The organism is Thermomonas hydrothermalis, assembly GCF_900129205.1.
In the GTDB taxonomy this organism is placed as follows: domain Bacteria; phylum Pseudomonadota; class Gammaproteobacteria; order Xanthomonadales; family Xanthomonadaceae; genus Thermomonas; species Thermomonas hydrothermalis.
Map to the genome: position 1 here is coordinate 1 of NZ_FQUK01000009.1, position 13619 is coordinate 13619.

Consider the following 13619-nt stretch of genomic DNA (forward strand, 5'->3'; position numbering starts at 1 on the left):
CTGCGGATTTCCGCCACCAGCCGTGGGTCGGTCTTGGGCGTGCGCCGGCGTTTGGGCGCGCAGGATCGAGCGGCCAAGGCGGCGGGATTGCCGCCCTGTTCGCGCAGGGCCTGCTTCCACCGGTAGAGCGTGCGCCGGGACACGTCGAAGGCGTCTTGGGTGGCTTCGAGGCCGTGTGTGCCCCAGAAGCGCAGGATGTGCAGCCTTCGTTGGGCGTCTTTGGGGGTCATTGCCCAAAGATGACCCAAGGCGGCTATTCGATAGAACCCCCGGATTCGGTACCCGGCATGGTGCACTTGCATGGCGCTCCTCCTGCTTCGAAGGAGTGCCAAAGGTGTTTGAACTTATGCAGCACTTGCATGCGCCGACCGATCCCCCAGGCCAGTGGCGTCTGGCCTGATTGAGGTTCCTTTATGCTCGCCCTCAAGACCCCCATTCGAGTCCGCCGACCATGCCCATCCTGCGCACCCCGGTCTGGGCCAGACGCCTGACACTGGCATTGCTGCTGCTCCTGCTCACCCTGGGCATATCCATGTGGTGGCTGTTGCGCGGCAGCCTGCCGACGCTTGATGGCCAGATGACATTGCCAGGCCTGACCGCGCCGGTGACGGTCACACGCGACGCTCTTGGCACGGTCACCATCGAAGCGCAGAGCCAAGCCGATGCCTTGCGTGCGTTGGGCTATGTGCATGCCCAGGAACGCTATTTCGAAATGGATCTGATGCGGCGCAGTGCCGCCGGCGAGCTGGCCGCGCTGGTCGGCCCGAAGGCACTCACACTGGATCAGCAGCATCGCTTGCACCGGCTGCGCGCCAGGGTCAGTCATGCCCTGCCGTCCATTGCAAGCGGCCAACGTGCTCAGCTCGATGCCTACGTGGCAGGCGTCAACGCCGGACTGCAGGCACTGCGCGTCCGGCCATGGCCCTACCTGCTGCTGCGGCAGACGCCAGCCCCCTGGCGCGTGGAGGACACTCCGCTGGTGGCGATGGCGATGTATTTCGATCTGCAGGGCGGGACCGATCCGGATGCGCTGGCACTGTGGCGGATGCGCCCATACCTGCCGCCGGCACTGTACGCGCTGCTGACGCACGACGGCTCGCGCTGGGACGCCCCACTGCAAGGCGCGCCACGCGGCGATGCGCGTCTGCCGACTGCCACCCAGGTGGATCTGCGCACCCTGCCATTTGTGCCGTCTGAAGCCGCCCCACACACGAACCACGACACGCCGGGCAGCAACAACTTCGCGGTGGCCGGCGCACTGACCGCCGACGGACGCGCGATCGTCGCCAACGACATGCACCTGACCCTGCGCGTGCCCAACATCTGGTTCCGGGCGCGCTTGCGCTACCCCGATCCGGCCGCCCCCGGCGGCAAGGTCGAGGTCCAGGGCGTCACCCTGCCCGGACTGCCGCTGGTGGTGGTCGGCAGCAACGGCCGGATCGCCTGGGGCTTCACCAACAGCTACATCGACACCATGGACTGGAAGCGGGAGCAGCCCTGCGGCCGGTATGCCAGCCCCGGCTGCGTCCCGCTGGTGCGGCATGTCGAACGGATCGACGTCGCCGGTGGCAAGCCGATCACGCTGACGGTGGAACAAAGCGACTGGGGGCCCGTCCTGCAGCGGCAACCCGACGGCAGTGTGCTGACCCTGCGCTGGGCGGCCCACCTGCCCGGCGCCCTCAACCTTGAGCTGTCGCGGTTCGCGCAGGCACCTGATCTTGATGCAGCCCTGCGTATCGCCGACACCGTGGCCATGCCGACCCAGAACATGGTGATCGCCGATCAGCACGGCCAGATCGCCTGGCGCCTGCTTGGCCCCATTCCCCAACGTGCGCCGACCTGCACGCTGGCCACCAGCGTCGAAGATCCGCGTCATGAGGACTGCCCGCCATGGCCACTGAGCAGCGGCGGGGCGTTAGTCCTGCGTTCACCGCAGCATGCGCGGCTGTGGACCGCCAACGCCCGTGTGCTGGACGGCCCTGATCTCGCGCGGGTGGGTGACGGTGGCTACGCGCTGGGCATCCGCGCCGCACAGATCCGCGACGATTTGCAGCGCCGTAACCGCTTCCGTGAACACGACCTGCTGGCCATCCAGCTCGACGACCGCGCCGTGCTGCTGACACCCTGGCAGCAACTGCTGTTGGAACGCGCCCGAGTCGCCGGCACACCGGCCTTGACCGCACTGGCCGCCGCGGCACACCCCTGGCAGGGGCGGGCCGAACCGACATCGGTCAGCTACCGCATCGTGCGTGCCTGGCGACAGGCCGTGCAGCAACGTATCGCCGAGGGTCTGACCGCACCGGCACGGGCGGCGCTGGGCGATGCCTTCGTCATGCCCACGCTGCCGCAACTGGAAGGCATCGCCTGGCCGCTGGTCAGCCAGCGACCGGCGCACCTGCTGCCGCGCAAGTTCTCAAGCTGGGACGCGCTGTTCGAGGACGCCGCCATGGAAGTGCGTCACACCTTGCAACAGCAAGGCCCACTGACGCAGCGCAGTTGGGGCGAACAGAACACCGCGGCGATCTGCCATCCGCTGGCCGCCGCCATTCCGTGGCTGGGCAAGCGCTGGCTGTGCATACCCGCACAGCCGCTGGCCGGCGATGGCCTCGTGCCGCGGGTGGCACGTCCCAACTTTGGCGCCTCGGAACGCATGGTGGTGGCGCCTGGGCATGAAGCCGATGGCCTGTTTCACATGCCCGGTGGCCAGAGCAGTCATCCGTTGTCGCCGTTCTGGGGCGCAGGTCATGCGGATTGGGTTCAGGGCCGACCGACACCCTTCCTGCCAGGCCCGGCCCGTCACACGCTGGTATTGCAGCCTGCAATGCCGTGATCAGCCAACCAGCAGCCGTTCGATCAGGCGCAGATACACCCCAGGCAGCGCCTCGAGGTCGGCGACCCGCACATGCTCATTCACCTGGTGGATGCTGGCATTGACCGGGCCGATCTCGATGCACTGCGCGCCCAGCGGCGCGATGAAGCGGGCATCCGACGTGCCGCCGCCGGTACTTTCCTCCGGGGCACGGCCGCACACCTGCGCCAACACGTCCCGTGCGGTGGCGCGCAACCGCCCTTCCGGGGTGTAGAACGGCTCGCCGCCGCGATGCCAGTGGATGGCGTAGTCCAGCCCATGCCCACGCAGGATCTTTTCGCATTCGGCTTCCAATTGCTCGGCGCGCCAGTGCGGGTTGTAGCGCAAGTTGAACAGCACCTGGAGCTCACCCGGAATGACGTTGTTGGCGCCGGTGCCGGCGTGGATATTGCTGATTTGCAACGAGGTGGGCGGGAAACTCTCGTAGCCTTCGTCCCAGCGGCGCCCGGCCAGCGCGACCAACGCCGGCAGCGCCTGGTGGATCGGGTTGCACGCTTTCTCCGGATAGGCCACATGCCCCTGGATGCCGCGCACGGTCAATGTGGCCGACAGCGTGCCGCGCCGGCCGACGCGAAGCAGGTCGCCCAGGATTTCCTGCGACGACGGCTCGCCGGTGATGCACCAGTCGATGCGCTGGCCGCGTTCGCGCAACACCTCCGCCACCTTGCGCACGCCGTCGATGGCATCGCCTTCTTCATCCGAAGTCAGCAGCAGCGCCACCGTGCCCGGATGCTCCGGATGCGCGGCGACGAAACGCTCCAGCGCCACCACGAATGCCGCCACGCTGCCCTTCATATCGGCGGCGCCACGGCCGTACAGCACGCCATCGCGGATCTCCGGCACGAACGGGTCGCTGGCCCAGGCCGTGCGCGGCCCAGGCGGCACCACATCGGTATGCCCCAGCAGCAGCAACACCGGGCCGCCGCTGCCGTGGCTGGCCCAAAGGTTGTCCACGGCACCAAAGCGCAGGTGTTCGATGGCAAACCCCGCCGCCTGCAGCCGCGCCGCGATCAGGCGCTGGCAACCGGCGTCGTCCGGCGTCACCGACGGCTGGGCGATGAGGTCGCAGGCCAGCGCGAGGACGTTGCGCATCTCACCCCGCTCCGAACAGTTTTTTGAAGCCGTTGTCGGAAAAGCCCTGCGACACGGTGCCATCGTCCAACACCACCACCGGGCGGCGGATCAGCTGCGGGTACTCCTTCAGCAGCAGCGTCCATTCCGGATCGGTGCCGGGCGTCTTGCGCTGCGGCGGCAGCTGGCGCCAGGTGGTCGACGATTTGTTGATCAGCGCGTCCCAGCCGCCCACCGCATCCTTCCACGCCAGCAGCGTCTCCGGCGACTGCCGCACGTCGCGGTAGTCCACGAACACATGGTCGATGCCGAAGCGCTGCAACCAGTTGAGCGCCTTCTTGCAGGTGTCGCAGTTCTTCAATCCGTACAGGGTCGCGGCCATGTCAGCGTTTCACCACCGGCAGTTCGATGTAGCTGGGATGCGCGGCCGAGTGGTGCACGGCGTTGTCCGCCACCACCGCCGCGCGTTCGGTTTCGTTCGGCCCGCCGGTATTGAGGTTGCGGGCGAACTTGGGAAAGTTGGAGCTGGTGATCTCCACCCGGATGCGATGGCCCTTGCCGAACTGGATGGAGGTGGTGATCGGGGTGGGCTTGAGCACATACACCGTCCCCGGCTGCATCAGCGTCGGTTTGACGTAGCTGTCGCGGTAACGCGCACGCAGGATGGTGTCGCCGATGATCCAGGCCGTGCCGTCGGGTGCGACGTCCACCAGCTTCACTGCGAAGTCGGTGTCCTTCGCACTGGACGACACGCTCAGCACCGCATTGACGAAGCCGGTGACCTCCAGCGGCGCCTCCAACGGCGCGCTGGTATAGACCAGCACGTCCTGTCGCACTTCCACCGGGCGCTGGTCGAACGCGCCGGGCACCACCAGGCCGCCGTTGCAGCAATCGCCACCGCCGATGGTGGGCACCGGGTTGGCCGGATCGTAGCGGTAGGTGTCGTTGGGCTCATCTTTTCCGGGCGGATCAAACGACAGCACGCCATCGCCATACAGTGCGTTGGCGTGCCCTTGCGAATGCAGGTACATGCGCACCGGCTGCGCGGCCTTCGGCGGCCACTGCGCATCGGCCTGCCAGCGGTTGGCGCCCATCGTGAAATAGCGCACATGCGGCGTGTTGTCCGGGAACGCCTTGGGGTTGCCCTTCAGCCAGCGGTCGAAGAACGCCCAGATCTGCGCATCCACCGGAAAACTGGCATCGCCCATGGCGCGATCGCCCACCTTGTAATCCTTGCTTAGACGGGCGAACTGACAGTGCGGGTTCGGCCCCACCACCACGTACTGATGGGCGCTGGCCTCGGGGTCTGTGTTGACACTGCGAGCGTGGTTGTACAGCGCCATGTTCGGCCCGATGGAGACGTCATACCAACTGTTGAACCACAGCGCCGGTACGCCCCAGCCCATCGAATCGTCATACAGGCCGCCGGTCTTCCAGGCCGGGTCGCCCGGCGTGCGCGCGATCTGTTGTTCGAACGTGCCGGGCGGTTCGCCCAGCGAGGACAGCAGCTCGGCATACGGCAGGTGCCAGATGTGCTTCTTCCAATCCACCTCGGGCTTCTTGGCGTCCAGATCGTTGTACTGGGCGATGCGCGCACGCAGTGGCCCGGTGACGGTATCGGGGATCTGCGCGCGCAGCGGGTTGTCCACCCCGTACATCCACACTGCGAACAGGGTGCGCGGCACGCCGCCAGTGAAGAAATTACCCTGCTCCCAGAACGGGCCGACCTTGCCGATGCCCGCACCGGCAGCCATCGGCACCATCGCCGCATGCGCCGGGTGGTTCATCGCCGCCAGCGCCAGCTGCCATTCCGCCGATGACGAGCACCCCAGCGTGCCCACCTTGCCGTTCGACCACGGCTGCTTGGCGATCCAGCTCAGCATGTCGTAGCCATCGGTCTGCGGGTACCCGAGGATTTCGTATTTGCCCTGGCTGAAGTAGCGGCCACGCTCGTTCTGCACGATGAATACATAGCCACGCCGCACCGCCTCCAGTGCATAGCGGGCGGTGCTGCCGCGCAGGACATGCTCGTTGTACGGCGTCTTCCACAGGATGGTCGGCAACGGGCCGCGGGCGCCCTTCGGCCGCCAGATGTTGGTGGACAGCCCCACCCCGTCGCGCATCGGCACCAGTAGCGCGATGTCGGCATCGGCGATCTCGGCCAGCTCTGCTCGCAGCCCCTCGTCGCTGTAGCGCGATAAATCCTGGGTGGAATGGGCAGACGCCACCGTCAGGGCAGTCGCCAGCAGGGTGGCCAACCATGATGTCTTCATTGCAAGACGCCTCAACAATGCGCTCGTGCGCGTGCTTGCCAAGCATGTCACAGGGATGCGTGCGAACGCATCTTTGCCCAGGCTGATCAGAACCATCATTCTCGCGTCTGCACAGGTTTCATAATCCCCACCCCTCTCGGCAGAATCCGCGATGAGCCACCGCCCGCATCTGGCCCACGGCTGGGACGGTCATCCCGCCCCACCCGACTGGCCGCCGCTGCGTCCCGATGAAGTCGCCACCGTGCTGGCCGCGTTTACCGACCTGCGCGGCCCGGTACGGCTGCACTGGCACAGCCCGCGGCCGTTTTCGGCCGCCGCACGGGTACAAACCACCGCGGGCGAGGTATTCGTCAAGCGCCATCATCGGCGCGTGCGTACCGCTGCCGCCCTGAGCGAGGAGCATGCCTTCATCGCCCATCTGCGCGCACAGGGGCTGCCTGTCCCGCACGTGCTCACCGATGCCCAGGGCCGCACCGCGATCGCCTGTGGCGACTGGACATACGAAGTCCACGCTCCCGCTGCGGGCCTGGACCTGTACCGCGATGCGCCCTCGTGGACACCTCCGACCTCGGCCGCCCATGCCCGCGCCGCTGGTGCAATGCTGGCGCGGCTGCATACCGCCGCCCAAAGCTACACGGCACCAGCACGCAGCACGTCACTGCTGGTCAGCAGCGCCCAACTGCTGCGGTCCGACGACCTGCTGGCGGCCATCGCCGATGCCTGCACCGTACGTCCGGGGCTGGCCGCGGCGCTGGCCGAGCGCGACTGGCGTCATGCCCTGGCGCCGCTGGCCGAGGCCCTGCGAACCGTGCAGCCCCGCTTGGCCGCCCTGCCCGTGTTATGGACCCACGGCGACTGGCACGTGTCCAACCTGTGCTGGAACACGGACGGCAATGAGGCCGAGGTTGCCGCCATCCTCGATTTCGGCCTGTGTGCACCGACCTTCGCCCTGCTGGATCTGGCCACCGCCATCGAACGCAATGCCATCGGCTGGCTGGAGCCGGATCCGGTACGACGCCCGGTCTGGCCGGAAATCGCCCTTGGCCTGCTCGAAGGTTATGCCCGCCACCGGCCGCTGGATGCCCCGACACGCGCCCTGCTGACCGACCTGCTGCCGCTGATCCATCTGGAGTTTGCCCTGTCGGAACTGGAGTATTTCCACGCCGTGCTGCAGCAACCGCAGATGGCCGATGTCACCTGGCACGGGTTCCTGCTCGACCACCATGCCTGGTTTGCCCAACCCCAGGCGCAGGCGCTGCTCACTGCACTCCGTGGCGCACCCAACGGCTGATCTCAGATCCCCGACCTATGAACACGATGGGTGATGCCGCATGCGTCCCGGATGGGCGTGTTCAGACCTGACGAGGACCGGCACTGGCCTGCTGCCGCCCCGGCATGCTTCAATGTTGACAAGAAGCGGGGGTGCCCGGTGCCATCCGGGCTGAGAGAGTCCCTTGGAACCTGATCCGGGTCATACCGGCGTAGGGAGCTTGCTCGGAACGGCGTGCCCATGGCATGCCCGTTCGCCGTCGCTTCGTTGCCCCTTTACCGACGATGACGACGACCATGCGCACCCGTTCCCCCCTGCTGCTTGCCCTGCTGCCGCTGCTGGCCCATGCCACCGGCAATGACCCGCAAAAGACTCCGGACACGTCCCCCATCCGTCGCCTGCCGGCGGTGCAGGTACAAGGCCAACGCTCGAACGCCGACTCCGGGCTGCAGGCCTGGGGTGCGGCCACACCACACGACACTCCGGCCAGCCTGGACGTGATTGGTCGCGATCGCCTCGACGCACGCCAGGTTCGTAGCCTGAGCGAACTGGCGCGCGAGGACGCCTCACTTGGCGACAGCTATGCGCCGGTGGGCTACTACCAGAATCTCAACATCCGTGGCTATCCGCTGGACCTGGGCAGCGGCTACCGCTTCAACGGCCTGCTGTTGACCGGCGAGCAGTTGCTGATGCCGGAGGACAAAGCGCAGGTCGAGGTACTCAAGGGCCTGGCGGGACTTGATGCCGGCGTCGTCGAACCGGGCGGTCTGATCAACGTCGTCAGCAAGCGTCCGCAAGACGTGCGCACCCTGACCCTGGGCACCGATTCGCACGGCTCACGCTACGCCGCACTCGATGCGGGCGCCTGGCTCAGGCCAGACTTCGGTGTGCGCGCCAATCTGGCCTGGGAGGACCTGCACAGCTACGTCCACCACGCCGACGGCCGCCGCACTGCCTACGCCCTGGCCGCCGACTGGCAACCGTCAGAGCGCACCTGGGTGCTGCTGGATGTCAACCACCAGGACAGCGCACAACGCTCGGTCTCCGGCTACCAGCTGCTGGGCGGGCAGAGTCTGCCGCCGCATCCGGATCCGACCCGAATGTTGGGATACCAGCCCTGGCAGCAACCGGTGGGCATCGTGTCCACCAATGCCAGCGCACGCCTGACCCATGCCTTCGACAACGGCTGGACGCTCCGCCTCGCCACAGGCCGCAGCCGCAGCACGATCGATGACAATGTGGCCTTCGCCTACGGCTGCTATTACGTGGCGGCCTGCGCCACGCTGCCCGGCAACCACTTCGGCCCGAACGGCGAATACGACATCTACGATTACCGCAGCCCCGACGACACCCGAGTGGCCGACAGCGCCCGCGCCACCCTCGAGGGCCGCTTTGCCACCGGCGGTTGGCAACATACCCTGAGCCTGGGCCTGCAGGCATTCCACCGCAGCATCACCCGTCGAGCCAGCGTCAACGACTACGTCGGCAGCGCGAATATCAATGACCCAGAGCCGCCGGTGTACGCCCCGTCCCCGCGCCAGCCCGGGCCGCGCATGCGCCGGCTGGACAGCTGGCAACGCGCTGCTTTCATGCTCGACCGCATCCAGCTTGCCGACGGCTGGCAGCTGCTGGCAGGCGCACAGCGCGTCGATCTCGACGAAACCGCACGTGACAAGCACGGCCATGTCACCCGCACCACCCACCTGCGCCAGACCCTGCCACAGGTGGCATTGCTCTGGCAGGGCCAACCGGATCTGACCCTGTATGCCAGCTACAGCGAAGGCATCGCGCTCGGCAAGGAAGCCCCGTTCTGGACCAGCAATGACGGCGACATGCTGCCTCCACGCCGCACCCACCAGCTGGAAGCGGGCGCCAAGTACCGCTGGCACGATGATCTCGCGCTGGGGCTGGCACTGTTCCGCATGCGCCAGCCATACCAGTTTGCCCAGCCGGACAGCAGCAGCGCCGGGTTCACCTTCGTCCAGCAGGGCCAAGAACAGCGCAGCGGTCTGGAAGTGTCGGCCGATGGCGCACTGACCCAGCGCCTGCGTCTGACCGCCAGCCTCACGCTGCTGCGCGCACGTGCCAGCGGCACCGGTGTCCCCGCCTATGAAGGCCATAGCCTGGCCAACGTCCCGGCCTGGCGAGCCAGCCTGCACCTCGATTACCAACTGACACCGACGCTGGCCCTGCAAGGCGGCTGGCGACATGCAGCCGCCAACCCGGCGACCGCCGACGGACACGTACGGGCACCGGCCTACGACGTGTTCGACGCCGGCCTGCGCTGGCAAGGGGCATGGGGCCAGCGCGAAACCACCGTGCAGCTGGGCATCGACAATCTGTTCAACCGCGTGTACTGGCGCGATGTCGGCAGCGCCTACGGCGACACGTATCTGTTCCCCGGTGCCCCGCGTCTGGCCCGGCTGAGCGTGCGCGTGGCATGGTGATGCCCGCGCACGAACTGCTGGCGGCCCTGCTCAGCATCAGCGCGGTCTGGCTGACCACCCGCCGCACCCCATGGTGCTACCCGGTGGGGCTGGCGTCGGTCTGCGTGTACCTGTGGGTCTATTGGCAGGCCAGGCTGTATTCGGAAGTCCTGCTACAACTGTTCTGGATCGGCATGCTGATCATTGGTTGGCGCCGCTGGCAACAACATCTGGACGCCAGCGGACACGTGCAGGTGGCCCCACTGCCCCGAGCGGCCGCGCTGCGCCACCTGCTCACCGGCATCAGTGGCGGCCTGCTGCTGGGCGCGATCATGCATCGCTATACCGATGCGGCCCTGCCCTGGCTGGATGCCTTGCTGACCGCACTCAGCCTGGTCGGTCAGTTCTGGCAAAACCGCCGTCATACCGCCGCCTGGTGGATGTGGATCGCGGTGGATACCGCCTATGTCGGCATGTTCCTGGTCAAGCAGCTCTACATCACCGCCGCGCTTTACGCCGGCTTCATCGTGCTGGCCATCCTCGGCCTGCGCGCCTGGACCCGTGCGCAGGCCGAAGCAATGGCAACAGACAGGTGAACCCCACGGTCGCCTCAGGCAAGAAAAAACCCGCCGACGTGGCGGGTTTTCTTGAAGCCTCCGGACATGTACAGACATTTCCGGAGCAATCTGCTGGTGCCCAAGGGGGGACTCGAACCCCCACGACTTGCGTCGCTACCACCTCAAGGTAGTGCGTCTACCAATTCCGCCACCTGGGCAATGCGTACTAAGAGTTTAAGCGCTGACTTCGATTCCGTCACTTATTCGGTGCCGTCGGAGCAGCCGGCGCCGACGGAGTGCCGTCGGTCTGCGGCTGTGCCGGCATGCTGGGAACCTGCACCTGCCGAGCCATCACACCCAGATCAGCCTTGACCGGGCCGGTCTTGGCCTGCTTGCTGGCATACACCGCCATCCCCATGCTGATCGTGAAGAAGGCGACCGCCAGCCACTTGGTGGTCTTGCTCAGGAAGTTGGACGCCCCACGCGCGCCGAATACGGTGGCCGAGGCACCGCCACCGAAACCGGAGCCGGCCTGCGCGCCGGAGCCTTGCTGAAGCAGCACGAAGGCGATGATGCCGACGGCCACCAGCACATAGAGGATGTTGACGAGTTGCAGCAGCATGTCGTGCGTTCTCAGGTATGAGGGGCCGCCGCGCGGGCGATGGCCAGGAAATCGGCCGCCACCAGCGAGGCACCGCCGACCAGCCCGCCATCCACGTCGGCCTGGGCAAACAGGCTGGCGGCGTTGTCGGGCTTGACACTCCCGCCATACAGCAGCGGCAGCGAGTCGGCAATCTTAGCATCCAGCGCGGCGATTTGGCCACGGATGAAGGCGTGCACGGCCTGCGCCTGCGCCGGGCTTGCGGTGTGCCCGGTGCCTATGGCCCAGACGGGCTCATAGGCCACGATGGCTCGACTGAACGCCGCCACCCCAACGCGCTCCAGCACCGGCTGCAGTTGCGCGGCGATCACCGCCTCGGTCTGCCCAGCCTCGCGTTCCTCCAGACGCTCGCCCACGCATAGCACCGGCACCAGGCCGGCCGCCTGCGCGGCGGCAAACTTCTCCGCCACCAGCGCACTGCTCTCGCCGTGGTACTGACGGCGTTCGGAATGCCCCACCAGCACGTAGTGGGCACCGACATCGGCCAGCATCGCCGCCGCCACTTCGCCGGTGTAAGCCCCCTTGTCATGGGCACTGACGTCCTGCGCACCCAGCCCGATTCCAGCGGCGGCACACGGCCCGGCCAGTTCGGCCAGGTACGGGTACGGCGGAAACACCAGCAGCTCGACTCCGCTCGGCCGCGCGGCGGCGAGTTCCGCCACCAGCGCCGCAGCAAAGGCGCGGTTGCCATGAAGTTTCCAGTTTCCGGCGACGATTTTGCGGCGCATGCAGCATTCCCCTGCGGAAAATGGCAAGTTTAGCAACCCAGTCCTACCCGGATATGCCATGTCCCGCCCGCTGCCGATGATGCGCGTCCTGCCCTACCGCAAACCCACCGAAGGGCGCGATTACTGGGTGTTCGACGATGTCCTGCCTGATCCTAATGAAGTCCGTCGGCGTTGCCTTACCAAGCCGGACTGGGAGTTGGGCTTTCCCTACAGCGGCGAAACCTGGCCGGGCCGGCGCGCCATTCCAGCGCTGCTGCCGGACGAACTGGCCAACGTGGAAGCCCGCGTCCGCCAGGCCACCGGCGTGCGCAAGCTGTGGGTGCAGCCGGCACCCAACGGCAAGACCCTCAACCACAACTGCGTACAGGTGGTCGGGGCACATGAGGCCCAGGCCAAACCGCATACCGACTCGCGCTCGCTCTGCCGGTTTGCGGCGGTGCTGTATCTGACGCCCGACGCACCCGAGGCATGCGGCACCAGTTTCTACCGCCAACGGCTCCCGAACGGGCAGCTCGGCGGCAACACCGTCACCAAACCTTACGACAACCTGGTCGATGCGCTCGGCACCCGCTTCGTGCCGCCGGGCTCTTTTGTCGAGGACGTCCGCATCCCCAACCGCTTCAACCGCCTGCTGCTCTACACCGCCGCCATGATCCACAGCGCCACCGCCTATTTCGGCAGCGTGCTGGAGGATGAGCGGATGGCGGCGGTGTTTTTCTGGATGGGGATGTGAACGCGTGTTCCGGCAAGCGCGCAGGTAACGCGCCCGCTTGCCGGATGGCTCACTTGAGCTTGATTTCCCGCAGCCGCTCTTCCAGATACCCCTGCGCCGTGATCGGCTCGGGATAACGGCTGGGATTGTCAGCGCTGACGCAGTTGGGCAACACGTCGATCACGAAGTCCGGGTTTGGATGCAGGAAGAACGGCGTGGAATAGCGCGGCTGCCGCGCCTTCTCGCCCGGCGGATTGACCACGCGATGGGTGGTGGAAGGCAGCACGTGGTTGGTCAATCGCTGCAGCATGTCACCGATATTGACCACGATGGTGTCGGCATCGGCGGTGAACGGGATCCACTCACCCTTGCGCGACAACACTTCCAGCCCTTCCGCGCTGGCACCGACCAGCAGGGTGATCAGATTGATGTCCTCGTGGGCGCCCGCACGGACATTGGGGATTTCCGCACTGGTGATCGGCGGGTAGTGGATCGGCCGCAGGATGGAGTTGCCGTTGTCGATCTTGTCGGCGAAATAGTCCTCGGGCAGCCCCAGATGCAGGGCCAGCGCAGACAGCACCCGCGCACCGAGTGCATCAAGGGCTGCGTACAGCGCAAGGGCACGCGGGCGAAACTCCGGCACCTCTTCCGGCCACAGGTTGGGTGGCATCACATCGGCATATTTTTCATCGCGCGTCTCGCGGCCGACGTGCCAGAACTCCTTGAGATCGTAGTACTGCGACCCTTTGGCGGTCTCAATGCCAAACGGGGTATAGCCGCGGGCACCACCGCCACCAGGCACGTGGTATTTACGCTTGACCTCCTCCGGCAAAGCGAAGAAGGCGACGAAGGCATCGTAGGCGCCGTCGATGACGTCCTGCGGGATGCCATGGCCACGGATGCCAGCGAACCCCCACTCGCGGTAGGCAGCCCCCAGCTCGGCCACGAATGCATCGCGGTCGGTCTCGAACCGGCGGATGTCCAGGGTGGGAATGTGAATCTCGCTCATAGTGTGCTCGTCCATCTATACGGAAGTGCTCATGATGGGGCCC

General features: G+C 66.7%; 12 protein-coding genes, 1 tRNA gene and 1 riboswitch. Of the genes, 5 read left to right on the forward strand and 8 right to left on the reverse strand.

Annotated features, from left to right (window positions below; translation table 11 throughout):
• Nucleotides 1–230 (reverse strand): helix-turn-helix domain-containing protein (locus BUA29_RS03805; protein WP_218587154.1); only part of this gene is annotated, 230 nt, incomplete at its 3' end.
• 221 nt (nucleotides 231–451) lie between these two features.
• On the opposite strand from BUA29_RS03805, the gene BUA29_RS03810 reads away from it, so the two are divergent.
• The gene (locus tag BUA29_RS03810; protein ID WP_143148794.1) at nucleotides 452–2830 is read left to right on the forward strand and encodes a penicillin acylase family protein; all 2379 of its coding nucleotides are present in this window, start codon (nucleotides 452–454) and stop codon (nucleotides 2828–2830) included.
• On the opposite strand, the gene dapE is transcribed toward BUA29_RS03810, so the two are convergent.
• Genes dapE through BUA29_RS03825 form a run of 3 tightly spaced genes read right to left on the reverse strand, consistent with a single transcriptional unit; the run spans nucleotide 2831 to nucleotide 6213 of the window.
• The gene (dapE, locus tag BUA29_RS03815) at nucleotides 2831–3961 is read right to left on the reverse strand and encodes a succinyl-diaminopimelate desuccinylase (protein WP_072755304.1); all 1131 of its coding nucleotides are present in this window, start codon (nucleotides 3959–3961) and stop codon (nucleotides 2831–2833) included.
• A gap of 1 nt (nucleotide 3962) precedes the next feature.
• A complete protein-coding gene (locus BUA29_RS03820; RefSeq protein ID WP_072755305.1) occupies nucleotides 3963–4322 on the reverse strand; it encodes a Spx/MgsR family RNA polymerase-binding regulatory protein in 360 nt (119 codons plus the stop codon).
• Nucleotide 4323: 1 nt separating this feature from the next.
• A complete protein-coding gene (locus BUA29_RS03825) occupies nucleotides 4324–6213 on the reverse strand; it encodes a CocE/NonD family hydrolase (RefSeq protein WP_072755306.1) in 1890 nt (629 codons plus the stop codon).
• A gap of 151 nt (nucleotides 6214–6364) precedes the next feature.
• Between BUA29_RS03825 and BUA29_RS03830 the strand changes: the two genes are divergently transcribed.
• The 3 genes from BUA29_RS03830 to pnuC all read left to right on the forward strand — a co-directional run bounded on the left by BUA29_RS03830 (nucleotide 6365) and on the right by pnuC (nucleotide 10505).
• Nucleotides 6365–7504, forward strand: coding sequence for a phosphotransferase enzyme family protein (locus tag BUA29_RS03830; protein WP_072755307.1), 1140 nt, complete (start codon nucleotides 6365–6367; stop codon nucleotides 7502–7504).
• Between the two features lie 117 nt (nucleotides 7505–7621).
• Nucleotides 7622–7718, forward strand: a riboswitch (TPP riboswitch).
• Nucleotides 7719–7779: 61 nt separating this feature from the next.
• Nucleotides 7780–9930 carry a TonB-dependent receptor gene (locus BUA29_RS03835; RefSeq protein ID WP_245770500.1) on the forward strand — a complete coding sequence of 717 codons (2151 nt, stop codon included), beginning with the start codon at nucleotides 7780–7782 and terminating at the stop codon, nucleotides 9928–9930.
• Entirely contained in the window at nucleotides 9930–10505 is a 576-nt protein-coding gene (gene pnuC / locus BUA29_RS03840; RefSeq protein ID WP_072755374.1) for a nicotinamide riboside transporter PnuC, read from the forward strand. The genes BUA29_RS03835 and pnuC overlap by 1 nt, the downstream gene beginning before the upstream one ends.
• A gap of 94 nt (nucleotides 10506–10599) precedes the next feature.
• Here the strand turns inward: pnuC and BUA29_RS03845 are convergent.
• From BUA29_RS03845 to tpiA, 3 genes are all read right to left on the reverse strand, one after another.
• Nucleotides 10600–10684, reverse strand: a tRNA-Leu gene (locus BUA29_RS03845).
• Between the two features lie 38 nt (nucleotides 10685–10722).
• Nucleotides 10723–11088: a preprotein translocase subunit SecG gene (gene secG / locus BUA29_RS03850; RefSeq protein ID WP_072755309.1), complete on the reverse strand. Its 366-nt coding sequence runs from the start codon at nucleotides 11086–11088 to the stop codon at nucleotides 10723–10725.
• An 11-nt stretch (nucleotides 11089–11099) separates the two neighbouring features.
• The gene (tpiA, locus tag BUA29_RS03855) at nucleotides 11100–11855 is read right to left on the reverse strand and encodes a triose-phosphate isomerase (RefSeq protein ID WP_072755310.1); all 756 of its coding nucleotides are present in this window, start codon (nucleotides 11853–11855) and stop codon (nucleotides 11100–11102) included.
• Nucleotides 11856–11913: 58 nt separating this feature from the next.
• Here tpiA and BUA29_RS03860 point away from each other — a divergent pair, with 58 nt between their 5' ends.
• Complete coding sequence (locus BUA29_RS03860; protein ID WP_072755311.1) at nucleotides 11914–12588, forward strand: DUF6445 family protein; 675 nt, start codon at nucleotides 11914–11916, stop codon at nucleotides 12586–12588.
• A gap of 49 nt (nucleotides 12589–12637) precedes the next feature.
• Here BUA29_RS03860 and BUA29_RS03865 read toward each other — a convergent pair whose 3' ends face one another.
• Nucleotides 12638–13576 (reverse strand): isopenicillin N synthase family dioxygenase, encoded by a 939-nt coding sequence (locus tag BUA29_RS03865; protein ID WP_072755312.1) that lies wholly within the window; start codon nucleotides 13574–13576, stop codon nucleotides 12638–12640.
• Nucleotides 13577–13619 lie beyond the last annotated feature (43 nt).

Coding starts and splice junctions, on each gene's coding strand:
- BUA29_RS03835 (WP_245770500.1), top strand. CDS start 7,780: ATGCGCACCCGTTCCCCCCTGCTGCTTGCCCTGCTGCCGCTGCTGGCC.
- secG (WP_072755309.1), bottom strand. CDS start 11,088: ATGCTGCTGCAACTCGTCAACATCCTCTATGTGCTGGTGGCCGTCGGC.
- BUA29_RS03820 (WP_072755305.1), bottom strand. CDS start 4,322: ATGGCCGCGACCCTGTACGGATTGAAGAACTGCGACACCTGCAAGAAG.
- BUA29_RS03865 (WP_072755312.1), bottom strand. CDS start 13,576: ATGAGCGAGATTCACATTCCCACCCTGGACATCCGCCGGTTCGAGACC.
- dapE (WP_072755304.1), bottom strand. CDS start 3,961: ATGCGCAACGTCCTCGCGCTGGCCTGCGACCTCATCGCCCAGCCGTCG.
- BUA29_RS03860 (WP_072755311.1), top strand. CDS start 11,914: ATGTCCCGCCCGCTGCCGATGATGCGCGTCCTGCCCTACCGCAAACCC.
- BUA29_RS03830 (WP_072755307.1), top strand. CDS start 6,365: ATGAGCCACCGCCCGCATCTGGCCCACGGCTGGGACGGTCATCCCGCC.
- pnuC (WP_072755374.1), top strand. CDS start 9,930: ATGCCCGCGCACGAACTGCTGGCGGCCCTGCTCAGCATCAGCGCGGTC.
- BUA29_RS03825 (WP_072755306.1), bottom strand. CDS start 6,213: ATGAAGACATCATGGTTGGCCACCCTGCTGGCGACTGCCCTGACGGTG.
- tpiA (WP_072755310.1), bottom strand. CDS start 11,855: ATGCGCCGCAAAATCGTCGCCGGAAACTGGAAACTTCATGGCAACCGC.
- BUA29_RS03810 (WP_143148794.1), top strand. CDS start 452: ATGCCCATCCTGCGCACCCCGGTCTGGGCCAGACGCCTGACACTGGCA.